21 protein-coding genes are annotated in these 22,084 nt (G+C 64.6%); 17 read left to right on the top strand and 4 right to left on the bottom strand.

Features of this window, described 5'->3' with window-relative positions:
• Positions 1 to 8: 8 nt before the first annotated feature.
• The 9 genes from AC0L3X_RS38250 to AC0L3X_RS38210 all read left to right on the top strand — a co-directional run bounded on the left by AC0L3X_RS38250 (position 9) and on the right by AC0L3X_RS38210 (position 8,773).
• Positions 9 to 746: a helix-turn-helix transcriptional regulator gene (locus AC0L3X_RS38250; protein WP_063979905.1), complete on the top strand. Its 738-nt coding sequence runs from the start codon at positions 9 to 11 to the stop codon at positions 744 to 746.
• Between the two features lie 83 nt (positions 747 to 829).
• Entirely contained in the window at positions 830 to 1,489 is a 660-nt protein-coding gene (locus tag AC0L3X_RS38245) for an acyl-homoserine-lactone synthase (protein WP_063979904.1), read from the top strand.
• Position 1,490: 1 nt separating this feature from the next.
• Positions 1,491 to 1,709, top strand: coding sequence for a hypothetical protein (locus tag AC0L3X_RS38240; protein WP_008540920.1), 219 nt, complete (start codon positions 1,491 to 1,493; stop codon positions 1,707 to 1,709).
• 296 nt (positions 1,710 to 2,005) lie between these two features.
• Positions 2,006 to 2,923 carry a branched-chain amino acid ABC transporter permease gene (locus tag AC0L3X_RS38235; RefSeq protein ID WP_008143427.1) on the top strand — a complete coding sequence of 306 codons (918 nt, stop codon included), beginning with the start codon at positions 2,006 to 2,008 and terminating at the stop codon, positions 2,921 to 2,923.
• Entirely contained in the window at positions 2,920 to 3,864 is a 945-nt protein-coding gene (locus tag AC0L3X_RS38230; protein ID WP_063979903.1) for a branched-chain amino acid ABC transporter permease, read from the top strand. Before AC0L3X_RS38235 ends, AC0L3X_RS38230 begins: the two co-directional genes overlap by 4 nt.
• Entirely contained in the window at positions 3,857 to 4,624 is a 768-nt protein-coding gene (locus AC0L3X_RS38225; RefSeq protein WP_063979902.1) for an ABC transporter ATP-binding protein, read from the top strand. Before AC0L3X_RS38230 ends, AC0L3X_RS38225 begins: the two co-directional genes overlap by 8 nt.
• Positions 4,617 to 5,345 (top strand): ABC transporter ATP-binding protein, encoded by a 729-nt coding sequence (locus AC0L3X_RS38220; protein ID WP_063979901.1) that lies wholly within the window; start codon positions 4,617 to 4,619, stop codon positions 5,343 to 5,345. Before AC0L3X_RS38225 ends, AC0L3X_RS38220 begins: the two co-directional genes overlap by 8 nt.
• A 312-nt stretch (positions 5,346 to 5,657) precedes the next feature.
• The gene (locus AC0L3X_RS38215) at positions 5,658 to 6,371 is read left to right on the top strand and encodes a helix-turn-helix transcriptional regulator (RefSeq protein WP_245328506.1); all 714 of its coding nucleotides are present in this window, start codon (positions 5,658 to 5,660) and stop codon (positions 6,369 to 6,371) included.
• Positions 6,372 to 6,481: 110 nt separating this feature from the next.
• Positions 6,482 to 8,773: a TonB-dependent siderophore receptor gene (locus AC0L3X_RS38210; RefSeq protein WP_084794898.1), complete on the top strand. Its 2,292-nt coding sequence runs from the start codon at positions 6,482 to 6,484 to the stop codon at positions 8,771 to 8,773.
• A 312-nt stretch (positions 8,774 to 9,085) separates the two neighbouring features.
• Here the strand turns inward: AC0L3X_RS38210 and AC0L3X_RS38205 are convergent, their stop codons facing one another.
• Together AC0L3X_RS38205 and AC0L3X_RS38200 are read right to left on the bottom strand one after the other, a co-directional pair.
• Positions 9,086 to 10,522, bottom strand: coding sequence for a glutamine synthetase family protein (locus AC0L3X_RS38205; protein WP_063979899.1), 1,437 nt, complete (start codon positions 10,520 to 10,522; stop codon positions 9,086 to 9,088).
• 163 nt (positions 10,523 to 10,685) lie between these two features.
• Entirely contained in the window at positions 10,686 to 12,044 is a 1,359-nt protein-coding gene (locus AC0L3X_RS38200) for an aromatic ring-hydroxylating dioxygenase subunit alpha (protein WP_063979898.1), read from the bottom strand.
• A gap of 113 nt (positions 12,045 to 12,157) precedes the next feature.
• Between AC0L3X_RS38200 and AC0L3X_RS38195 the strand changes: the two genes are divergently transcribed.
• The 4 genes from AC0L3X_RS38195 to AC0L3X_RS38180 all read left to right on the top strand — a co-directional run bounded on the left by AC0L3X_RS38195 (position 12,158) and on the right by AC0L3X_RS38180 (position 15,377).
• Positions 12,158 to 12,943: an IclR family transcriptional regulator domain-containing protein gene (locus tag AC0L3X_RS38195; protein ID WP_063979897.1), complete on the top strand. Its 786-nt coding sequence runs from the start codon at positions 12,158 to 12,160 to the stop codon at positions 12,941 to 12,943.
• A 68-nt stretch (positions 12,944 to 13,011) separates the two neighbouring features.
• Positions 13,012 to 13,344: a PRC-barrel domain-containing protein gene (locus AC0L3X_RS38190; RefSeq protein WP_063979896.1), complete on the top strand. Its 333-nt coding sequence runs from the start codon at positions 13,012 to 13,014 to the stop codon at positions 13,342 to 13,344.
• Between the two features lie 85 nt (positions 13,345 to 13,429).
• Positions 13,430 to 15,166: a YbaL family putative K(+) efflux transporter gene (gene ybaL, locus AC0L3X_RS38185; RefSeq protein WP_231143701.1), complete on the top strand. Its 1,737-nt coding sequence runs from the start codon at positions 13,430 to 13,432 to the stop codon at positions 15,164 to 15,166.
• Positions 15,117 to 15,377: a hypothetical protein gene (locus AC0L3X_RS38180; RefSeq protein WP_063979895.1), complete on the top strand. Its 261-nt coding sequence runs from the start codon at positions 15,117 to 15,119 to the stop codon at positions 15,375 to 15,377. The genes ybaL and AC0L3X_RS38180 overlap by 50 nt, the downstream gene beginning before the upstream one ends.
• Before the next feature lie 64 nt (positions 15,378 to 15,441).
• On the opposite strand, the gene AC0L3X_RS38175 is transcribed toward AC0L3X_RS38180, so the two are convergent.
• Both AC0L3X_RS38175 and AC0L3X_RS38170 read right to left on the bottom strand, forming a co-directional pair.
• The gene (locus tag AC0L3X_RS38175; RefSeq protein ID WP_063979894.1) at positions 15,442 to 15,837 is read right to left on the bottom strand and encodes a group II truncated hemoglobin; all 396 of its coding nucleotides are present in this window, start codon (positions 15,835 to 15,837) and stop codon (positions 15,442 to 15,444) included.
• Between the two features lie 264 nt (positions 15,838 to 16,101).
• Positions 16,102 to 17,118, bottom strand: a complete 1,017-nt coding sequence (locus tag AC0L3X_RS38170) for a helix-turn-helix transcriptional regulator (RefSeq protein WP_256376492.1) — start codon at positions 17,116 to 17,118, stop codon at positions 16,102 to 16,104.
• Positions 17,119 to 17,146: 28 nt separating this feature from the next.
• Between AC0L3X_RS38170 and AC0L3X_RS38165 the strand changes: the two genes are divergently transcribed.
• The 4 genes from AC0L3X_RS38165 to boxC all read left to right on the top strand — a co-directional run bounded on the left by AC0L3X_RS38165 (position 17,147) and on the right by boxC (position 21,974).
• Positions 17,147 to 18,688, top strand: coding sequence for a benzoate-CoA ligase family protein (locus AC0L3X_RS38165; protein ID WP_063979893.1), 1,542 nt, complete (start codon positions 17,147 to 17,149; stop codon positions 18,686 to 18,688).
• Positions 18,689 to 18,804: 116 nt separating this feature from the next.
• Positions 18,805 to 19,623: an alpha/beta fold hydrolase gene (locus AC0L3X_RS38160; RefSeq protein ID WP_063979892.1), complete on the top strand. Its 819-nt coding sequence runs from the start codon at positions 18,805 to 18,807 to the stop codon at positions 19,621 to 19,623.
• A gap of 18 nt (positions 19,624 to 19,641) precedes the next feature.
• Positions 19,642 to 20,169, top strand: a complete 528-nt coding sequence (locus AC0L3X_RS38155; protein ID WP_063979891.1) for a DUF309 domain-containing protein — start codon at positions 19,642 to 19,644, stop codon at positions 20,167 to 20,169.
• Between the two features lie 116 nt (positions 20,170 to 20,285).
• Positions 20,286 to 21,974, top strand: coding sequence for a 2,3-epoxybenzoyl-CoA dihydrolase (gene boxC, locus AC0L3X_RS38150; protein ID WP_063979890.1), 1,689 nt, complete (start codon positions 20,286 to 20,288; stop codon positions 21,972 to 21,974).
• The last annotated feature ends 110 nt before the right edge of the window (positions 21,975 to 22,084 follow it).

Raw genomic sequence — 22,084 nt, 5'->3', positions numbered from 1 at the left:
ACGCACCGATGTCCGCCGTAGACGCCGTAGATTATGGCCGGGAAGCGCTCGACTTCATCGAAGGCCTGGGGACCTATCGCAAGGTACCGGACGCCATGAATGCGCTTGAGGCGGCGTTCGGTCGCTTCGGCTTCGAGACCATCATCGTGACGGGGTTGCCGAATCCCGATCAGCGGTTCGCGCAGATGGTGCTCGCCAAGCGCTGGCCGGCAGGATGGTTCAATCTCTACACCCAGAACAATTACGACCGCGTCGACCCCGTGGTGCGGCTGTGCCGGCAATCGGTCAATCCGTTCGAGTGGTCGGAAGCGCCCTATGATGCCGAGCTCGAGCCGAGCGCGGCCGAGGTGATGAACCGCGCCGGCGATTTTCGCATGTCGCGCGGCTTCATCGTGCCGATCCACGGGCTCACCGGCTACGAGGCGGCGGTGTCGCTCGGCGGCGTCCATCTCGACCTCAATCCCCGCAGCAAGCCGGCACTGCACCTGATGGCAATGTATGGCTTCGACCATATTCGCCGCCTGCTGGATCCGGCGCCGCATCTGTCGACGCGTCTCACCCCGCGAGAGCGCGAGGTGATCGCCTGGGCCTCGCAGGGCAAGTCGGCCTGGGAGATCGGCGAGATCCTGCACATCACGCAGCGCACCGCAGAAGAGCATCTTGCAACCGCCGCGCGCAAACTCGGCGCCGTCAACCGTACGCATGCGGTTGCACTGGCGATTCGCAACAAGCTCATCAATCCCTAAGCGACGTACTGGGAAATTTCCCAATATCGAACCTGCCTCTTTTCGCAGAGGCTGCCCCTCATTCCGGCTGAATGGGGGTTTTCATGATTCACGCAATTTCTTCGGTCAATCGCCACCTTTACGAAGACGTACTCGAGCAGCACTTCCGACTACGCCACGACATCTTCGTCGAGGAGCGGCACTGGGAGACGCTGCGCCGGCCTGATTGCCGCGAGGTCGATTCCTACGACGACGAGGACACCGTCTATCTGCTCGCGCTGGAAGGCCGGCGCGTCGTCGGCGGTCACCGGCTCTACCCCACCACCAAACCCTCGATGATGAGCGAGGTCTTCCCGCATCTGGCATCGGTTCGCGGCTGCCCTGCGAATCCGCTGGTCTGGGAATGGTCGCGCTACTTTGTCGTGCGCGATCGCCGCGACGGCACTCTCAACCTGCAACTGATGGCAGCGGTGCAGGAGTTCTGCCTCGATCAGGGAATCGCGCAGGTCAGCGCGATCATGGAGACCTGGTGGCTGCCGCGCTTCCATGAGGCCGGCTTCGTCGTGACGCCGCTTGGTCTGCCCGCGCTGGTGGAGAACGCCTGGACCATGGCGGCGACCATCGACATTCGCCGCGAGACCCTCGATGCCCTGCATGATCGCATCGGCATGGATTCGATCGTACAACAAGACGGCCCGCGTCTGGACGCCGTCGCCCGTGCCAACCTCTGCGGCCTTGCTGCCGCACAACGAAAGAGCGCCTGAAATGTCGAACATGATGCGGGACAGCCAGATCATGGCGCAGACCAAGGACGAGAATCTCGGCTACATGTCCGACATGGCGCTCGAGCTGGCGCAGATGGCGGAAGACACCGGATTGGCAACGCTCGCCTATCTGTTCCGTATGGCGGCGCTGGAAGCCTCGACGGCCAACAGCGTGCTGGCCGAGCCGGATGATCTCCCCCGGCAGATGACGTCGCACTAGACGCCTTCTCCTACTTCCGTCGACCTTCGCGCCCTCTCCCAGGCATGCCTGGGGGAGGGCGATCGTTTGGGTGCGGCAGGTTGACCCATCCTGTGCGGCAGCCTTCTTGCAAGGCCAATTTCGATCGCATGCACCGGCATGCAACAAAGTGCATGTCTGGTGTTGAATCGCTCTTGCCTCGGAACGATACTGCCATTACCCATTTTTCCGCCTTGAAGAGGCAGGGGGAGCTCTTTCACTGATGGCGACCGTGTTCGAACATCGGCGCGACACCGCGTGCGCCTGAAAGAGTTTTGATGCTGCTCGTCGTCGAACAGTTCTTGAACGGATTGCAGTTCGGCCTGCTCCTGTTCCTGCTCGCCGCCGGCCTGACGCTGGTGTTCGGGATCATGGATCTCGTCAACCTCGCGCACGGCTCGCTCTACATGATGGGCGCCTATTTCGCCGCGACCTTTGCGGCCTGGACCGGCAGCTTCCTGCTCGGTGCGCTGCTGGCGCTCGGCGCGACTCTGGTGCTCGGCATCGTGCTGGAGATGTCGGCGCTGCGGCATCTCTACGGGCGCGACCATCTCGACCACGTGCTCGCGACCTTCGGCCTGATCCTGTTCTTCAATGAAGCCGTGCGGCTGATCTGGGGTCCGGCCGGGCTTGCGCTGCCGCTGCCGGCCTGGCTCACGGTGCCGGTGCCGATCCTGCCCGGCATCCACTATCCCGCTTATCGTCTCGCCATCATCGTGGTGGCGCTGCTGGTCGCGCTGCTGCTCTATCTCGGCGTGATGCGCACCCGCATCGGCATGCTGATCCGCGCCGGCGCCTCCAACCGCGAGATGATCGGTGCGCTCGGCATCAACATCAAGCTGCTCTATACGCTGGTGTTCGGCCTGGGCGCCGCGCTCGCCGGCCTCGCCGGCCTGATGCAGGCGCCGATCCTCACCGTGCAGATCGGCATGGGCGAGAACATCCTGATCCTCGCCTTCGTCATCATCGTGATCGGCGGCATCGGCTCGATCCGTGGCGCGTTCCTCGCCGCGATCTTCGTCGGCATGATCGACACGCTCGGCCGCGCCTTCCTGCCCAACCTGTTGCGGCAGGTGCTGAGCGGCGCCGCCGCCTCCACCGCCGCGCCCGCACTGTCGTCCATGCTGATCTATCTGCTGATGGCGATCGTGCTGGTGGTGCGCCCGGAGGGGCTGTTTCCGGCCAACCGTCGATGAAGGCTTTCACTGTGAGCAAGGCCGTCACGGCCCTGATGCTGGCGGGCCTCGTGCTGCTGCCGCTCTATTCGCAGCTGTCCGGCAACATCTTCATCCTGACGCTGTTTACCCGCATCGTCATCCTGGCGCTGGCGGCCGCGAGCCTCAACCTCATCATGGGTTTTGGCGGCATGATGAGCTTCGGCCACGCCGCCTATCTCGGCATCGGCGGCTACGCGGTCGGCATGCTCGCGCAGGAAGGCGTCGGAAGCGGCTTCATCCAGTTCCCGGTCGCACTCGCAGCTTCCGCGATCTACGCCCTGGTGATCGGCGCGCTCTCCCTTCGTACGCGTGGCGTCTACTTCATCATGATCACGCTGGCCTTCGCGCAGATGGCCTATTATGTCGCCTCGGGCCTCGCGCGTTACGGCGGCGACGACGGTCTCACCGTCTACAAGCGCAGCGACTTCTCCGGCCTGATCAACCTGTCGAACCGCACGCAGTTCTATTATCTCTGCCTCGCCTGCCTGTTCGCCGTGATCGTCCTGATCTGGCGCATCACCAATTCGCGCTTCGGGCTCGTCTTGCAGGGCCTGCGCTCCAACGAGCAGCGGATGCAGGCGATCGGCTTTCCGGCAAAACGCTACCAGCTCGTCTGCTTCGTCATCTCCGGTATGATGTGCGGCCTTGCCGGCGCACTGCTCGCCAACAACACCGATTTCATCAGCCCGGCCGTGATGTACTGGACCCGCTCCGGCGACCTCATGGTGATGGTGATCCTGGGGGGCATGGGCACGCTGTTCGGCCCGGTGATGGGCGCGGTGGTGTTTTTGCTGCTGGAAGAATTCCTGTCGCAGATCACCGAATACTGGGCGCTGATCATGGGCCCGCTCTTGCTGCTGATCGTGCTGTTCGGCCGCGGCGGCATCATGGGCCTGCTCGGGAGGCTCAATCGTGGCTGAACCGCTGCTCCGCGTCGAAAAACTGGTGCGCCGCTTCGGCGGCATCGTTGCGACGGACAACGTCTCGCTCGACGTAGCTAGCGGCGAGTTGCACGCCATCATCGGCCCGAACGGTGCCGGCAAGACCACGCTGATTAGTCAGCTCACAGGGCACCTCGAACCGCATTCCGGCAGCGTCTCGCTCGGCGGTCGCGACATCACCTATCTGCCGGCCTATCGCCGCTGCGCGCTGGGGCTCGCCCGTTCGTTCCAGATCACCTCGCTGCTGCTCGACTTCACCGCCGCCGACAATGTCGCGCTGGCGGCGCAGGCGCATGCAGGCCACTCGTTCCGCTTCTTCGCCAATGCGCGCAAGGAGAAGGGCCTGCGCGATGCCGCCCATGCCGCGCTCGACCGCGTCGGGCTCGGCCATCGCGCCGATGTCCTGGTGTCCAGGCTCAGCCATGGCGAGCGCCGCCAGATCGAACTCGCGGTCGCGCTCGCGAGCAAGCCGAAGCTGCTGCTGCTGGACGAGCCGATGGCGGGTCTTGGCGTCACCGAATCCCAGCGCATGGTGCAACTGCTTCAGGAGCTGCGGAAGGAAGTCTCGATCGTGCTGGTCGAGCACGATATGCCGGCGGTGTTCGCGCTGGCCGACCGCATCTCGGTGCTGGTCTATGGCCGCGTCATCGCCTCGGGCGATCCGGCCGCGATCCGCGCCAACGAGGACGTCAAGCGCGCCTATCTCGGCGACCAGCACGTGGTGACGCACCATGTCTGAAAAGGCGATGGCTGACACGCTGCTCAACGTCGACGGCATCGAGACCTGCTACGGCCTCTCCCAGGTGCTGTTCGGCCTGTCGCTGTCGATCAAGCCGGGCGAGATGGTCTCGCTGATGGGCCGCAACGGCATGGGCAAGACGACCACCATCCGCTCCATCATGGGCCTGACACCGGCACGATCAGGCACGATCCGCTTCGCCGGCGCAGAAGTGCGGCAGCTTCCATCCTACAGAATTGCAAAACTCGGCGTCGGTCTCGTTCCTGAGGGGCGCCAGATCTTCCCGAACCTCACCGTGCGCGAAAACCTGGTGGCGGCCGCGGCCGATCGCTTCGCTAGCCCCAATCCCTGGACGCTCGCCGCGATCTACGTGATGTTTCCGCGCCTCGCCGAACGTGCCTCCAACATGGGCAACCAGCTCTCCGGCGGCGAGCAGCAGATGCTCGCGATTGGCCGCGCGTTGATGACGAATCCGAAACTGCTGATCCTGGACGAAGCGACCGAAGGCCTTGCGCCGCTGATCCGCGAAGAAATCTGGAATTGCCTGTCGCTGCTGAAGAGCCGGGGACAGTCGATCCTGGTCGTCGACAAGAACGTCGACCACCTCGCCCGCATCTGCGACCGCCACTACATCATCGAGCGCGGCAAGACGGTGTGGAGCGGCACGTCCGTCGAGCTGATGGCCGAGCCGGATCTCCAGCACAAATATCTGGGCATCTGACGCGCTCCTGGATCTGACTGCCGTGCAGGATCGCCGCGCGCGCAGAACCTCGTCGAGGACGTCAGTTTCGAAGCTCTCCAAACTGCGCGCAGAGGTCTTGAGTGCGTTGCCGCCAGCCGCCAATGTCGCGGCGTAGCGGATTCGATGCAGGACTTTTACAATCAAATTGCCGGACGGCCTGACGACGACATCATCGGCTCCGCACAGCGAGGCGCTTCGACAGCGCCTCAGTGGCTGGATTTCCCGGGCTGTGTGTTCATCAGAGGTGAGTTTCGCGCCGATCCCGATCGGCCAGCGATCGTAGGGCCGGGCTTGTTCATCTCCGTTGCGCTCGATGAAGGCGCAGGCCGCGGCATTCTGACGCGCACAACCGGTGCAGGGCAGATGACGGCGATTGCCGTGCGCGAATCCGTCGCCGTAGGAGGCTCGGTTCGCTGCGGCGAACGTCCCGCGATCGGCCTGGCGCTTCCGCAAGCCTCCATCGACGGGCTTGGACTCGGCGACGAGGTTCGGGCGCTGTTCAAGACCGACGCGTTGGGCACGGCCATCGTCTCTGTCACGGCGTCTCCGCGTGTGCAGGCCCTCGCGGCAGAAATGTTCTCGCCACCGGTGGCCGGAAACGCGACGCAATTGCTGCTGTCGGCGCATGCCGCCGAGATCGTGGTCCACGCCTTGTTCGGCAAGCGCGGGATCGCGCTCGATCCTGCAGCCGACCTCCAGCGGGTGCGGTTGCAATCGGTCAAGGCGCGCATGGATGCCGATCTCGCTTATCCCTGGAGCATCGACGAACTGGCGCGGAATGCGGGGCTGAGCCGCCGGTCCTTCAACCAGAAATTCCAGATGGCGTATGGCGAGAGCGCGATCGACTATTTGCGGGCCCGCCGACTCGATGCCGCACGTGACCTTCTGATTCATCAACGGTTGTCGGTCACCGAGGCGGCCTTTCGGGTCGGCTATGCCCATCCGGCCAATTTCGCGACGGCATTCCGCAGGCACTTCGGCTATTCGCCGAGCCACTGTCAGTAAACTTGAACGCCTCCACGTGCGATCAAAGGTGATTTGCGCGCGCGCAAAGGCGGTGTGCGCCTCGATCTGGTTACTCCCGGGTTGTTCGAACACGGAACTCGGGGAAGACAATGACGCGCAACGACGGGCGGATGCTCGGCTGGGAACGGATGGCGAGAACTGGTCTGGGAGCGGCCGGCCTGGGAATAGTCCTGCACGCAACGCCGTCGGTCGCACAGACCTCCGGGACCAATGCAACGTCGACGGCGGCGACATTGCCTCCCGTCACGGTGGAGGCACCGATCCAGGCGCGTCCGCGCACCCAGCCCGCTCAGCGAGCTTCGCAGTCGTCGCGCGGCCGCATCGCGACGCAACGCAATGCCGGGCCCGCGCCAGCCAGAAATTCGGGCGCGCGCGAGGCCGGTGCCGGTCGCGCCAACGCGTCGAGCGAGAGCAGCTATGTTGCAGACAGCAGCTCGGCGGGTACCAAGACCAACACGCCGTTGCTCGAGACGCCGCAGTCGATCTCGGTCGTGACGCGCAAGGAACTCAACGACCGCGCCGTCCAGACGCTGACGGAGGCAGTTGGCTATGAACCCGGCGTCCGCATCGATGCTTCAGGCTACGATCCGCGTTTCGACGCGATCGCGATCCGCGGCTTCGACATCACTTATAACGGCGTTTATCTCGACGGATTGCGCCTCGTCGGAGCAGGTCTCAGCGTGTTCAAGACCGAGCCTTATGGGGTCGACAGCATCACCGTGGTCCGTGGGCCGAGCTCGGCACTCTACGGGCTCGGCTCGCCGGGCGGACTGATCGATCTGTCGAGCAAGCTGCCGACCAGCCAGCCGTTTCACGAGGTGCAAACGGTGTTTGGCGACCGCGATCGCGTCCAGGGCAATTTCGATCTTTCGGGTCCGGTCGATGCCAACGGTCAGTTTTCGTATCGGCTGACCGGCGTGATGCGTGACGCGAACGTGTTCGTGCCCGGCGGCAAGGATAACAGGACCTACATCGCGCCCGCCGTCACCTGGAAGCCGGATCAATCGACGACCCTGACGATTCTCGGGTCCTATCAGAAGTCGAAGACGCCCGGATCCATGTTCACCTACTCCACGGGCACCGGCACCGCCACGGACATCTTCACGGGCAGCCCGTCCTACAATTCGCTCGACCAGGAGCAGGGACGCGTGGGCTATCTGTTCGAGCATGCGTTCAACAACGCCGTGACCGTCCGCCAGAAATTCCGCTACGTCGATGTCGACGCGGTCACCCGCTATGTGGGCTTTCTCGGCGCGCCGGTGGGCAATGTCGTCTCACGCTACACCGGCTACGTCCACGACACGCTGCAATCGGCCATTATGGACAACCAGGTCGAGGCCAGGCTATCGACCGGGCCCGTGCAGCACACGCTCCTGGTCGGCACCGACTACACCGCGTCGAAGTTCAACGACAAGCAGGGATTCGGCTTCGGCGTCTCCGATCTCAACCTGGCCGCGCCGGTCTACGCGCCGGAATCCATTCCCGATCCCGCGATCTCGTCCTCGACGGCCCAGCGGCAAACCCAGTCCGGCGTGTATGTTCAGGACCAGGCCAGGCTCGATCACTGGATCCTGACATTGAGCGGCCGCAGCGACTGGGTCAGCACCACGGGCGAGGATCTGTTCGCGCTGACGCGGCAGACGCAGTCCGATCAGGCCTATAGCGGGCGAGCCGGGCTGACCTATGTGTTCGATTCCGGTGTTGCGCCTTACGTTGCCTATTCGACCTCGTTCTTTCCCAATCTCGGCGTCGATCCGTCGGGCGCCTTCTTCAAGCCGACCACCGGCAAGCAGACCGAAGTCGGTGTGAAGTACCAGCCGCAGGGCACGAGGAGCTTCATTGCCGCGGCGGTGTTCGATTTGACCCAGGACGGCGGCCTGGTCACGACGGGGACGGGCGTGACGGTCCAGCGTGGCGAGATTCAAAGCCGCGGCTTCGAATTGCAGGCGCTTGCCAGCCTGGGCGGTGGTTTCGACATCACCTCGTCGTACACCTATCTCGACATGGTGACCAAGCAGGCCGCTGACGACTCGCTGATTGGCAAGTTTCCCTCGGGCAATCCCCCGCATACCGCGACGCTGTGGGCGAACTACGCCCTGCCGCTGGCCGGACCGTTTGCAGGATTGAGCGTCGGTGGCGGCGCGCGTTACATGTCCTGGAGCTACGGCGATGATGCGAACACGTTCAAGAACAGCTCGGTAACCCTGATCGACGCGGCGCTGAAATATGATTTTGGCCAGGCGATGAAGGAGCTGAAGGGCCTCCAGTTCCAGGTCAATGCCAAGAACCTGTTCAATCTGCACTACACCACGTGCCAGGTCGGTTACTGCTACCGCGGCGCGCCGCTGACCGTCATCGCAACGCTCGGCTATCGCTGGTGAACCAGCTTGCGCCTGAGAAGCCCGGTTATCCGGTCAATATGTCTTACCCAAATCGCTGGCGCCGGCGACTAACGCGCCAGGTGGTGGGTGCCGATTTCAACCAAGGTGGTCCGGCAGGACAGGCGGTAGATCAGGCTGAACAATTGAACCCACATGATCGAACTCCACTGTTGATCATATGCAGGATATTAGGCCCCCAGTCTTTCCGGCCGTTTTCGAGGGACAGGGAAAATGGCTTCGTCGGCGAGCGCCGTGATGTCGTCGGAACAGACCGGACGAAGTCGCCTCACGCGGGCGTGAGACGTATCTCCCTCAAAACACCTCGAAATATTCGCGGTGCTCCCAGTCGGTCACCTCTGACAGGAAGCGGTCGATCTCGGCATTCTTGATGTGGGTGTAGTAGTCGACGAACTCAGGCCCGAACTTCTCGCGGAAGAACGGATCGTCCTTCAGCGCGGCGACCGCATCGCGCAAGCTCTTCGGCAACGGCGGCGCCTTGGTCTCGTAGGGCGTGTCGGCGGACGGGCCGGGGTCGAGCTTGCGGTCGACGCCGTCGAGGCCCGAGAGAATCTGGGAGGCCATGTAGAGATAGGGATTGGCGGCGGGCTCGCCGATGCGGTTCTCCAAGCGCGTTGCGGCATCATTGGCGCCGCCGAGCACGCGGATCATCACGCCGCGATTGTCGCGGCCCCAGATCGCCCGGTCCGGCGCCAGCGAATAGGAGCGGTAGCGCTTGTAGCCGTTGATGGTCGGGGTGGTGAACACGGTCGAGGCGCGGGCGTGGTCGAGCAGGCCGGCAAGGTACGCCCGGCCGAACGCGCTGAGCGGCTCGCTGCCGTCCTTCGTCATGAACTGATTTTCGCCAGACGCGCGCGAGACGATCGACTGGTGCAGGTGCCAGCCGCTCGCGAACATATTCGGCAGTTTCGGCCGACACATGAAGGTGGCGTGATAGCCGTGGCGGCGCGCGATCTGCTTCACGGCAGAGCGGAACAGCACCATGTTGTCGGCGGGCTCCAGCCCCTTCTTCGGCGCGAAGGTGAATTCGCACTGGCTCGGCCCGAACTCGACCTCGACCGAGCGCAAGGGCAGTCCGAGCGCGACGATATCGCGGCGCAGGATCTCCAGCACCGGCTCCATCTGATCGAAGCGCTGCTCGGTGAGGTATTGATAGCCGTGGCTGAGCAGGCTCACCGACGGCGGCGTGCCGGGCTGGCCGGCATCCTCGGGCCGCATATGCGCGTCGTCGAGCTTGAAGATGTGGAATTCAACCTCGAGGCCGGCGACGAAATCGTGGCCGCGGCCGCTGAGATCATCGAGCACCTTGCGATAGAGGCCGCGGGTCGCGAACGGCACGGGACGGCCGTCGCCAAAATAGAGATCGCAGAGCACCCAGCCCGTCGCGGGCGCCCATGGCAGCACGCGGAACGTGGTTGGGTCGGCGACCATCAACACGTCGGCCGCGCCCTCCATCTCCTTCATGCCGAATCCGCCGCCTGATGTGAACACCGGAAACACCGTGCGGTGCGAGGTGTCCTTGGCGAGCATGGTCGTGGTGATGGAGCAGCCGCTCTCCAGCGAGGCGATCGCCTCGGCGGCGATGATGGTCTTGCCGCGCAAAATGCCGTGCTGGTCCGGGAAGGCGAGGCGGATGACCTCGAGGTTCTTTTCCTCGACGATGCGGCGCAGGCGCGCTGCGGCGTCCCTCTGCTCATCCGACCACAGCGCATGACGCGCGACGAAAGTCACTCGGTTGCTCCTTCAGTCCGTGCTGTCATCGCCCGCGAAGGCGGGCGATCCAGTATTCCAGAGACGGCGACGTGTCCACGAGAGGCCGCGGCGTACTGGATGCCCCGCCTTCGCGGGGCATGACAGTGAAGTATGTGGCGCCCGCCGCTGATTGACGGCATTATCACTCCGCCGCCGTCAGCCGGTGCACGTTGTCCGCGATCTCCTTCGGCACCGGCGCGGCCCAAGGTGCGCCGCGGCGGCGCTTGACGTCGACCTCCATCCAGTAGAGCTCCCAACCCTGGGTCGGCCCGATGCCGTCCATGGTGGCCGGTCCCTGGATGCTGCGCGCCCTGCTCTCGTCCAGGAACAGCATCGGCTTTTCGCCGCCGCCGACCTTTTCGATCTCAGCCCGTAGCAGGCGGCGGTACTGCACGATCGCCTTGTCGCTGGAGCCGAGATGCTCCTTGGTGCGGTCCTGGATCGCGCCCATCGATTCCACCGCCCACTGGTCGTGCACGTTGATGTCGTTGCCCATGCCGGTGTAGGTCGCGGTCGCCTGCTCGTGCGGATCGAAGCCGTAATCGTTGCCGCGGTTCTTGCGCGACTTGTAGTCGGGCAGCTCATAGAGCTCGAGCCGCTGATCGCGCATCTTCTGCTTGTCGACCGGGTTGGTGTAGCTGGTGAAGATCGCGTACCAGTAGCAGTTCTCGTCGTCGACCGGCACGTGCCACTGCGTGATCGTCATTTCCGTGCTCATGGGGATGACGAAGCCGTGCGGGAAGAGCTGGTTGGTGACGCGCACATGGGTGCGCTCCTCGTCGATCTCGCGCAGCGCGATCAGCCGCAGGCCATATTCGGTGTGTTCGACATTGATGATCGGCCGGTCGTATTCGCGCAGGATCTTTGTCATCGGCAGATCAGAGCCGGCGGAGGCGCCGCGGAACTGCTTGCCATAAGCCGTCGACGTATCCTCGTCCTCGAAGAAGCGGTGCAGATAGGAGGCGTGCGCGGGATCGATGCCGACCTCCAGCGCCTGAAGCCAGTTGCAGGCCATGTGGCCCTTGAACGCAAAAGTGTGCGTGCCGGGCGCGACAAAGCAGTCGAGCTCCGGAAACGCCGGCGGCTCACCCTCGCCGAGATAAGCCCAGAGGATGCCGCTCTTCTCGACCACGGGATAGGAGCGCTGGCGGATGTTCTGGCAGAGTTTTGAATCCTTCGGTTCGGCCGGCGTCTCGATGCACTGGCCGGTGGCGTCGAACAGCCAGCCATGGAAGGCGCAGCGCAGGCCGTCATGTTCGAGACGTCCGAAGGCGAGGTCGGCGCCGCGATGGGCGCAGTGACGGTCGATCAGGCCGTAGCGTCCGCTCTCGTCGCGGAACAGCACCAGATTCTCGCCGAGCAGTTTGACGGGACGGATCGGGCGCGCGCCCTCCAGCTCGTCGACCAGCGCCGCCGGCTGCCAGTAGCTCCGCATCAGCTTGCCGCAGGGGTCCTTCGGACCGGTACGGGTGATCAGGTCGTTCTGCTCCTGGCTCATCATGGCGGGTGCGTCCTTTGTCGGAGAGGCGTTTGTTCGCCTATTGAACGAATGGGCGAATTATGCCATGCCTTGGTCCGGCGGCAAGCAATATTTTGCAGGATGTTCCCGGACCTATGCCCAAGCTGAAGCGAAGCGAAAGCGAAGAGCGGGCGACGGATTTCGTCGAGAGCCTCGATCGCGGCCTGCGCCTGCTGCAATGTTTCGGCACGACCACCGGCCCGATGACGCTGAGCGATCTCGCCCGGGCGGCAGAGCTGCCGCGCGCCACCGCGCGCCGCATGCTGTTCACGCTCCAGCGCGGCGGCTTCGTCGCCGGCGACGGAAAGCTGTTCTCTCTGACCCCGCACGTACTGACGCTCGCGGCGTCCTACCTGCGCTCCAGCCACCTCGTCGCCGTGCTTCAGCCGGTGCTCGATCGCGTCGCCACGGCAGCGCAGGAAATCGCCTCGCTCGCGGTGCTCGACGGCGACGACGTCGTGTTTGTCGCACGCAGCAGCCCGGCGCGGATGTTTTCGGGGGGGCTCGAGATCGGCTACCGGCTGCCGGCGTTCTGCACCTCGGTCGGCCGCGCCATGCTGGGGCAGTTCGATGATGCAGCGCTTGCCGCACGCCTGAAGACAACGAAGCGCGAGATGTTGACGCCGCAGACGGTGACCGATCCGAAGGCGCTGCTGGCCAGCATCACAGCCGATCGCGAGCAAGGCTATTCGCTGGTCGATCGCGAGGCAGAGCCGCATTTCCGCTCGATCTCGGTTCCGGTGCGCCGCTACGACGGCGTGATCGTCGCCGCCATCAACATGGGCGCCCATGTCGACCGCGTGCCGGCAGGGGAGCTGATCGACCGGTTGCTCCCGCTGCTCCGCGAAGGCGCGGAGTCCGTGCGGTCGCAGCTGTTATAGCAACGATCGTTGGCGCCGCGCGTCCGCGGGCCTATAATCTCGTCACGCAAGACAACAGGGAGGACGCCATGAAACACACCATGGTTCCCAGTGATCGCGTGGAGCACGTCTGCGTCTACGGGCGCGACGGCGCGAAGCTCGGCTCGATCGAGCGGCTGATGCTCGACAAGGTGACCGGCACGGTCGCCTACGCCGTGATCAGGACCGGCGGGCTGCTCGGCACGCACCACCATTATCCTGTGCAGTGGGGCGCGCTGAAATACGATCCCGCGCGGCAGGCTTTTCGTGTCGAGGTGACGCAGGACGAACTCGCCAGCGGACCGAGCGAGTTCGACGGCGACGAATTCGACTGGGGCGATCGTTCGCGGCCCTACGCGCACCCAAATTATTGGTCGATCTGACGGCGCGATTGCGGCAGGCGTCGCGCGCTGAGCCGCCTCACTTGGTCGCGGTGCGCCGGCGCGCGCGCTGTGTCAAAAGGCAAAAATGCCGCATGACACACCTCTCATCGCCACCATCGTCGTCGGACTTGGACTAGCTTTCGTACTCGGAACTATAGCGCAGCGGTTCCGCATTCCGCCGCTTGTCGGCTACCTGCTCGCCGGCGTTGCCGTCGGGCCGTTCACGCCAGGCTTCGTCGCCGACCAGGCGCTTGCGACCGAGCTTGCCGAACTCGGCATTATCTTGCTGATGTTCGGCGTCGGCCTGCATTTTTCGCTCCAGGATCTGCTGAGCGTCCGGCACATCGCCGTTCCGGGCGCCGTCGTGCAGATTGCGGTCGCCACACTGATGGGACTCGGCCTTTCATGGCTGATGGGCTGGAGCGTCGGTGCGGGACTCGTGTTCGGACTGGCGTTGTCGGTCGCGAGCACTGTGGTCCTGCTTCGCGCGCTGCAGGAGCGGCGCCTGATGGAGACCGATCGCGGCCGCATCGCGGTCGGCTGGCTCATCGTCGAGGACCTCGCGATGGTGCTCGTGCTGGTGCTGTTCCCGGCGATCGCAAGCCTTCAGGGCGCCAGCGGTGACAAGCCAGCCTTCGAGCCGCTGGCCGCGCAGGCCGGCTTCGGGCTTGCCGGCATCGTGATGCTGACCCTGGCCAAGATCATCGTGTTCATCGGGCTGATGCTGGTGGTGGGGCGCCGGGTGATTCCCTGGATCCTGCACTACATCGCGCATACCGGCTCGCGCGAATTGTTCCGTCTTGGCGTGCTTGCGATCGCGCTGTGCATCGCATTCGGGGCGACGAAGCTGTTCGACGTGTCGCTGGCGCTGGGCGCGTTCTTCGCCGGCATGATGCTGCGGGAATCGCCGCTCAGTGCACGCGCCGCGCAGGAATCGCTGCCGCTGCGCGATGCCTTCGCCGTGCTGTTCTTCGTCTCGGTCGGCATGATGTTCGATCCGATGAGCGTGGTCCGCGAGCCCTGGCCGCTGCTGGCGACGCTGGCGATTATCATGCTCGGCAAATCACTCGCGGCGTTCCTGATCGTGGTCCTGTTCCGGCATCCGGTCGCGACCGCGCTGACGATCTCGGCGAGCCTGTCGCAGATCGGCGAGTTCTCGTTCATCCTGGCCGAGCTCGGCGTCGCCTCGCAGATCCTGCCCAGCGACGGCCGCGACCTGATCATGGCTGGCGCGATCCTCTCCATCATGCTCAACCCGCTGATGTTCGCGGCCGCCACCTGGCTCGCGCCGCGTCTCGACCCGCGCCGGGATTCACCGCAGGCCGCGGCCGCCGTGCCCGAACCGATCCGCACCACGGACCTGACCGACCATACGATCGTGATCGGCTATGGCCGCGTCGGCGCGCTCGTCGGCGATGCCCTGAAGCAGCGGCAATTGCCGTTCCTTGTCGCCGAGGTCGGCGAGAGTGCACTGGCGAAGCTGAAGCAGGGCGGCATCGAGACCGTCATGGGCAATGCCGCGCAGCCCGAAATTCTCGGCGCCACCAATCCGTCACGGGCGCGGCATCTCGTCATCGCGATCCCCGAGGCGTTCGAGGCAGGGCAGATCGTGCAGCAGGCGCGTGCGGCCAATCCGGACATCCGCATCATCGCGCGAGCGCATGCGGATGCCGAGGTCGATCATTTGAAGGGGCTGGGGGCGGATGTCGTCATCATGGGCGAGCGGGAGATCGCGCGCGGCATGATCGAGGAGCTGGAGAGGAGAAATCCGGATGCTGCCCAGCAAGATCCACGTGCGCTCGCGGTCGGTTCGGTCGTTTGACCTGATCACGCCGAAGGGCCGGACCTACCGCTTTCCGCCGCCGACATTGTTGCAGCGGTTGTTGCGGTGGGGGCTCGCGCATGCGGAGACAATGGCGATCTCCGCGGCGATCCTGGCATTGATTTATGTGGCGGGCTTTGTGGCCGAGGCGCTGGATCGCTCGGTGTTTGACGCGTGCAATGACAGGGCTGGGGTGCGCAGGGTGGGTTAACCTGCAGCTGCGCGAAGCGCAGTCCGCTGGAGTAGCCCACCGCGTCCCCGCCTCGCGTTCTGTGTCACTGCCGATTGCGCATCCAGTCGGCAAGGCCCGATATCGCCTTGTCGAGGTCCTGCCGCGCGGCGGCGTCCGTGACCGTCTCGTCCAGCGCGCCGCGCATGCAGAGCAGCCACGCATCGCGCTCGGCGTCGCCAATGGCAAAGCCGATATGCCGCTGCCGCAGCCGCGGATGGCCCTTCTCGACGGAATAGAGTTTTGGGCCGCCGGTCCATTCGGTGAGATAGCGCTTCAGCACGTCCCTGATCAGTCCGAGGTCATCCGCGTGCATCGCGCGGATTATTTTCGCCTCCGGCAGCGTGTCCATGCGCTCGTAGAAACGGTCGACCAGAGAGTCGATCGTCGCGCTGCCGCCGATCCGCTCGAACATGGAGGTGGTGACGTCGCTGGAGGTCATCGTGAGTCCTGTCTGGTGCAAGGCTCTTCATATCGTCTCCCTTTGCGAAACGAAAAGGGGACGCATGGCGTAGCTGCGCGCTCAGCTCTGCTCCCTCCTCCCTTGCGGGGGAGGGCAGGGGAGGGGTCGCCCAGGAAATGGTGTTGGTTGTCGCGAAGAAGAAGCGCGTTGCGCGAGTGATGGAGTCCCCGTGTGGCACCCCTCTCCCTAACCCTCCCCCGCAAGGGGGGAGGGAACGCAGCGAGCGTGCCGTGAGAGATCGCCTTACAGCGCCACGCTGCGCAGGCCGAAACTCCGCGCTTCGTTTTGCAGCACCGGCCGCACCGCATCGATCAGCCGTGCAGCCGCCGCATCGACCGACAGCCCTGCCGTATCGACCACCGCCGTCGCGCGCGAATACAACGGTTCGCGGCTCAGCAAGATGTTGCGCAGCTCGGCCATTGCGGAGCGGTCGTCCGCCATCGGGCGCAGGTCGCCCTGGCGGCGAACGCGGGCCATGTGCTCCTCGGGCTCGGCCTTCAGCCAGATCGTGTAGAACGACGACAGGATCTGGTCGAAGGTCAACGGCTCCGACACGATGCCGCCGCCGGTCGCCAGCACCATCAGCTCGTTGCGCGCGAGCAGCTGTTGCAGTGCTGCCTGCTCCATGCGGCGAAAGCCTTCCTGGCCGTAGAGCGCGATGATCTCGGCGACCGAGAGCCCGTTCTGCTGCTCGACCTCCTTGTTGAGCTCGACGAAACTCCAGCCGACCTTCTTCGCCAGCATCCGCCCAAGTGTCGATTTGCCGGCGCCGCGCAGGCCGATCAGCGCGATGCCGCAGAACGGTGCGCGCCGCGGCGCCGACGCGCTGCCGCCGGCGAGAACGTCCTTGGCCTGAGCGATTTGCGCCGGCGTCGCCTTGCGCAGGAGATCGCGAAACATCTGCCAGTCCGGCGTCGGATCGGCCGAGGGAAGCAGGTCTTCGAGATGCGCACCCATCGCATCGGAGACGCGGCGCAGCAACACGATGGAGACGTTGCCCTTGCCGCTCTCGAGCTGCGCGATGTAGCGCTCCGAAATTCCCGATACCTTGGCGAGCACCTTGCGCGACATGCCGCGCAGCGCGCGCATGGTGCGCACGCGCTGGCCGAGCTGTTCGAGAAATCGGGATTCGGCGTCGGGACTGTCGGTCATGGACTGCAGATCATGGGCCTTCTTTAGTTGATGCCCTGCGGCGCGTTTTAATGAAACATAGTGCCTGCCAGCATTGACAGCAAGCCGCCGCGGTGTCTTTCTATGAATTATAATTCTAAAATCGGGGGAGAAGTCCGTGAGCGAGGGATCCTATAACGCGGTGACCTGGCTGCTCGACCGCAACGTCGAGGACGGCAGGGGAGGAAAGCTCGCCTTCGACGACACCGTCTCGCGGCTCACCTATGGCGAGCTCCAGCGCGAGACCCGGCGCGCCGCCAACATGCTGCGCCGGCTCGGGGTCCGCCGCGAGGAGCGCGTGGCGATGATCATGCTGGACACGGTCGATTTCCCGATCGTGTTTCTGGGCGCGATCCGCGCCGGCATCGTGCCGGTGCCGCTGAACACGCTGCTGACATCAGATCAATACGCCTACATCCTCGCCGATTGCCGCGCGCGCGTGCTGTTCGTCTCCGAAGCACTCTATCCCGTCATCAAGGACGTCGTCGGCCGCATGCCGGATCTCGAGCATGTCGTGGTCTCCGGCGCCAAGATGAACGGCCACAAGCAGCTCGCGGAAGAGCTCGCCGGCGAGAGCGACCAGTTCACGACCGCCGCGACGCATCCCGACGAGCCCGCATTCTGGCTGTATTCGTCGGGCTCAACCGGCATGCCCAAGGGCGTGCGCCACATCCATTCGAATTTGCAGGCGACCGCGGACACCTATGCGAGCCAGGTGCTCGGCATCCGCGAGAACGACGTCTGCCTGTCTGCGGCAAAACTGTTCTTCGCCTATGGCCTCGGCAATGCGCTGACTTTTCCGATGTCGGTCGGCGCCACCGTGGTGCTGAACAGCGAGCGCCCGACGCCGGCGCGCATGTTCGACCTGATGAACAGGTACAATCCCTCGATCTTCTACGGCGTGCCGACGCTGTTCGCGGCGATGCTCAACGACGAGACGATGAAGGCCGAGCGCGGCGGCAAGTCGCTCCGCATCTGCACCTCGGCCGGCGAGGCGTTGCCGGAATCCGTCGGCAACAGCTGGAAGGCGCGCTTCGGCGTCGACATCCTCGACGGCGTCGGCTCGACCGAGCTCTTGCACATCTTCCTGTCGAACGCGCCCGGCGACATCAAATACGGCTCCTCGGGCAAGCCGGTGCCGGGCTATGCGGTGCGGCTCGTCAACGAGGCCGGCCAGGATGTCGCCGACGGCGAGGTCGGCGAGCTGCTGGTCGATGCGCCCTCCGCCGGCGAGGGCTACTGGAACCAGCGCCACAAGAGCCGCCGCACGTTTGAAGGGCCATGGACCCGCACCGGCGACAAATATGTCCGCGATGGCGAAGGCCGCTACACCTTCTGCGGCCGCGCCGACGACATGTTCAAGGTCTCCGGCATCTGGGTCTCGCCGTTCGAGGTCGAGAGCGCGCTGATCACGCATCCCGCCGTGCTGGAAGCGGCCGTCGTGCCCGAAGCCGATCCGGAAGGCCTGCTGAAGCCGAAGGCCTTCGTCGTGCTGCGTCCGGGCGCGGCGACGGCGGACTTGCAGGAGATGCTGAAGGAGCACGTCAAGCAGAAGATCGGCCCGTGGAAATATCCGCGCTGGATCGACGTGGTGGAGTCACTGCCGAAGACGGCGACGGGGAAGATCCAGCGGTTCAAATTGCGCGAGGGCGCAAACTAGCAATCGGTCGTCATGGCCGGGCTTGACCCGGCCATCCACGTGCATCCGCGATTGAGGAAAGGCGTGGATGCCCGGGTCAAGCCCGGGCATGACGACGGAGAAAGAAGAGCGAAGAAATGACCAACCTCACCCCCACCGGCTTCCTGACCATCGGCAGCGCCAGCCTCGAATACAAATGGCTCGCCCCGCAGGACGCCGATGCACCCACCATCGTCATGCTGCATGAAGGCCTCGGCTCCGTCGGCCTGTGGGGCGACTTCCCCGAGAAGCTCCAGCTAGCCACCGGCGCCGGCATCTTCGTCTATTCGCGCGCGGGCTACGGCCAATCCAGCGCGGTCACGCTGCCGCGGCCGCTCGATTACATGCAGCGCGAGGCGCTGGATGTGCTGCCGAAGATCCTCGACGCGATTTCCTTCAAGCGCGGCCTCCTGCTCGGCCATTCCGACGGCGCCTCGATCGCGACGATCTATGCCGGTGCGCATCAGGATCACCGTCTGCAAGGCCTCGTGCTGATGGCGCCGCATTTCATCGTCGAGGACATCTCGGTGAAATCCATCGCTGCGATCAAGACGACCTTCGAGACCACCGACCTCAAGGCGAAGCTGGCGCGCTGGCACAAGGATGTCGACAACGCCTTCTACGGCTGGAACCGTGCCTGGCTCGATCCGAAATTCCGCGACTGGGACATCTCGGAATACCTCGCCTACATCCGCGTTCCCATCCTGGTCGTGCAGGGCAAGGACGACCAATATGGGACACTGCGACAGGTCGATATTGCGCAGGAAGAGTGTTATTGTCCGGTAGATTTGAAAATTATTTCAGACGCGGGACATTCCCCGCATCGTGAAGCGCCGGGGGCGACGCTTGACGCGATTGAGCAATTTGCAAGAGCGGCCCTGCGCGACGATCAGGGACTTCAAGGACGCGCCGCATGATTCTGCGAAGGCACATCCATGAATGTGCCTTCGGATGCAAGCGGCCCGTTGCCGTGGCCGCGATGGGCCTATGTGCCGGGCGAGACCGACGGGGTCGACGCGGATTACGAGACGCTTGACCTGGCCAAGGTGCTGGTGCCCTCGGCCTTCCGCGGCTACGTGCCGGCGCGCCATCCGGCGCTGCGCTACGGGCTCGCGCTCAACGACCGCGGCTATTTCTGGGAATCGCAGGAGGTGCTGGAAGCGGTGTGGGCCGCAGCCCCGCAAGGCGGCCGCGAGCGTATTCTGCTGCGCGCCTGCATTCACATCGCCAATGCCAATTTGCGACTGCGCATGCAGCGGCTGCATTCGGCCGCGCGCCTGTTCGGCGACGCGCAGGCAGAGTTACGGGCGCTGAACTCGCGCAAGGCAGCCGCGGGCGGCGACGGCTTTGTCGAGAGCTTCCCCATTCCGGCGCTGACGGCTCTGCTCCAGGCCAAGCTGGGCCGTTCCGAACTCTCGAAGGCGGACTGGATCACCCTCGGCGCCATTGTGCGGTCTCAATAGGCCTCATGAAACAAAGTGCATGCGATGGCCGTTAAGGGCTAGACGCTTTCGAAAAGATGCACTATTGTGCATCTAACGCTACAGCCAAAACGCATAACCAAGCTCAAGGGTGGCCCATGGCCGGGGAAGATCGGCGCCTCGCAGGCGGCGCGACATTCATCGATTTCCAGACCGTCCCGTCCCGCTACAAGCACTGGAAGCTTGCGGTCGATGGCGACGTCGCCACCCTGACCATGGACGTCGACGAGAATGGCGGCCTGTTCGAAGGCTATCTGCTCAAGCTCAATTCCTACGATCTCGGCGTCGACATCGAGCTGGCGGACGTCGTCCAGCGCCTGCGTTTCGAACACCCCGAGGTGAAGGTCGTGGTGATGCGCTCGGCCAAGAACCGCGTGTTCTGCGCCGGCGCCAACATCCGCATGCTTGCGGGCTCGACCCATGCCCACAAGGTGAACTTCTGCAAATTCACCAACGAGACCCGCAACGGCATGGAAGATTCGTCGGAGAATTCCGGCCAGCGCTTCATCACGGTGGTGAACGGCTCGGCCGCCGGCGGCGGCTATGAGCTGGCGCTCGCGACCGACCACATCATCCTCGCCGATGACGGCTCGTCGGCCGTTGCGCTGCCCGAAGTGCCGTTGCTCGCGGTATTGCCGGGCACCGGCGGCCTCACCCGCGTCGTCGACAAGCGCAAGGTGCGCCGCGACCACGCCGATTTCTTCTGCACCATCGAGGAAGGCGTGAAGGGCAAGCGCGCCGTGCAGTGGCGCCTCGTCGACGAGATCGCGCCGAACTCGAAGCTCGAGGCCAAGATCGCCGAGCGCGCCAAGGAGTTCGCAGGCCAGTCGAAGCGCAAGGGCAGCGGCAAGGGCATCGCGCTGACGCCGCTCAGGCGCGTCATCGACGAGACCAGCATCCGCTACGGTTTTGTCAGCGTCGACATCGATCGCACGGCGCGCATCGCCACCATCTCGATCAAGGCGCCGGAGGCCGCTCCGCCGGCCGACGTCGACGGCGTGATGGCGCAGGGATCTTCGTTCTGGCCGCTCCAGGTCGCGCGCGAGCTCGACGACGCCATCCTGCATCTGCGCATCAACGAGCTCGAGATTGCGATGCTCGTCTTCAAGAGCCATGGCGACCGCGCCCATGTGCTGGCATCCGATGGCTTCCTCGAAGCCAACAAGGCGCACTGGCTGGTCAACGAAATCAGGCACTATTGGAAGCGCGTGCTGAAGCGCATCGACGTCACCTCGCGCACGCTGGTGACGCTGGTCGAGCCCGGCTCCTGCTTTGCCGGCACGCTCGCCGAGCTCGTCTTCGCCGCCGACCGCTCCTACATGCTGATCGGCACGCGCCAGGGCGACAACCGTCCGCCGCCGTCGATCGAATTGTCGGCCATGAACTTCGGTCCGTATCCGATGAGCCACGGCCTGACCCGGCTGGAATCGCGCTTCCAGGCCGATCCGTCCGACGTCGAGCGTGCGGAAGCCACCATGGGCACCGCGCTCGACGCCGAGCAGGCGGAAGAGCTCGGCCTCGTCACCTTCGCGCTCGACGACATCGACTGGGACGACGAGGTGCGCGTGTTCCTCGAGGAGCGCGCCAGCTTCTCGCCCGACAGCCTCACCGGCATGGAAGCCAGCCTGCGCTTCGTCGGCCCCGAGACGATGGAATCAAAAATCTTCGCGCGCCTCACCGCGTGGCAGAACTGGATCTTCCAGCGCCCGAACGCGGTCGGCGAGGAAGGCGCGCTGCGCCGCTACGGCAGCGGCCAGAAGCCGAAATTCGATATGACGAGAGTTTAGCGAGTAGGAGTGGTGAATGGCGAATAGGGATTTCCATTCGCTACTCACCATTCGCCATTCGCAAGCTCACGGTTCGATGCCAATCGTTGAATGAATCAGTCCCCCACGGG

The sequence above is a fragment of the Bradyrhizobium sp. MI1.7 genome (assembly GCF_055811795.1).
This window is presented reverse-complemented; position numbering and strand designations above follow the sequence as displayed.

Excerpts from the sequence above, each read along its gene's own strand:
- AC0L3X_RS38250 (WP_063979905.1), top strand. The coding sequence starts at position 9 with ATGTCCGCCGTAGACGCCGTAGATTATGGCCGGGAAGCGCTCGACTTC.
- AC0L3X_RS38245 (WP_063979904.1), top strand. The coding sequence starts at position 830 with ATGATTCACGCAATTTCTTCGGTCAATCGCCACCTTTACGAAGACGTA.
- AC0L3X_RS38240 (WP_008540920.1), top strand. The coding sequence starts at position 1,491 with ATGTCGAACATGATGCGGGACAGCCAGATCATGGCGCAGACCAAGGAC.
- AC0L3X_RS38235 (WP_008143427.1), top strand. The coding sequence starts at position 2,006 with ATGCTGCTCGTCGTCGAACAGTTCTTGAACGGATTGCAGTTCGGCCTG.
- AC0L3X_RS38230 (WP_063979903.1), top strand. The coding sequence starts at position 2,920 with ATGAAGGCTTTCACTGTGAGCAAGGCCGTCACGGCCCTGATGCTGGCG.
- AC0L3X_RS38220 (WP_063979901.1), top strand. The coding sequence starts at position 4,617 with ATGTCTGAAAAGGCGATGGCTGACACGCTGCTCAACGTCGACGGCATC.
- AC0L3X_RS38210 (WP_084794898.1), top strand. The coding sequence starts at position 6,482 with ATGACGCGCAACGACGGGCGGATGCTCGGCTGGGAACGGATGGCGAGA.
- AC0L3X_RS38200 (WP_063979898.1), bottom strand. The coding sequence starts at position 12,044 with ATGATGAGCCAGGAGCAGAACGACCTGATCACCCGTACCGGTCCGAAG.
- AC0L3X_RS38195 (WP_063979897.1), top strand. The coding sequence starts at position 12,158 with ATGCCCAAGCTGAAGCGAAGCGAAAGCGAAGAGCGGGCGACGGATTTC.
- AC0L3X_RS38190 (WP_063979896.1), top strand. The coding sequence starts at position 13,012 with ATGAAACACACCATGGTTCCCAGTGATCGCGTGGAGCACGTCTGCGTC.
- ybaL (WP_231143701.1), top strand. The coding sequence starts at position 13,430 with ATGCCGCATGACACACCTCTCATCGCCACCATCGTCGTCGGACTTGGA.
- AC0L3X_RS38180 (WP_063979895.1), top strand. The coding sequence starts at position 15,117 with ATGCTGCCCAGCAAGATCCACGTGCGCTCGCGGTCGGTTCGGTCGTTT.
- AC0L3X_RS38175 (WP_063979894.1), bottom strand. The coding sequence starts at position 15,837 with ATGACCTCCAGCGACGTCACCACCTCCATGTTCGAGCGGATCGGCGGC.
- AC0L3X_RS38160 (WP_063979892.1), top strand. The coding sequence starts at position 18,805 with ATGACCAACCTCACCCCCACCGGCTTCCTGACCATCGGCAGCGCCAGC.
- AC0L3X_RS38155 (WP_063979891.1), top strand. The coding sequence starts at position 19,642 with ATGAATGTGCCTTCGGATGCAAGCGGCCCGTTGCCGTGGCCGCGATGG.
- boxC (WP_063979890.1), top strand. The coding sequence starts at position 20,286 with ATGGCCGGGGAAGATCGGCGCCTCGCAGGCGGCGCGACATTCATCGAT.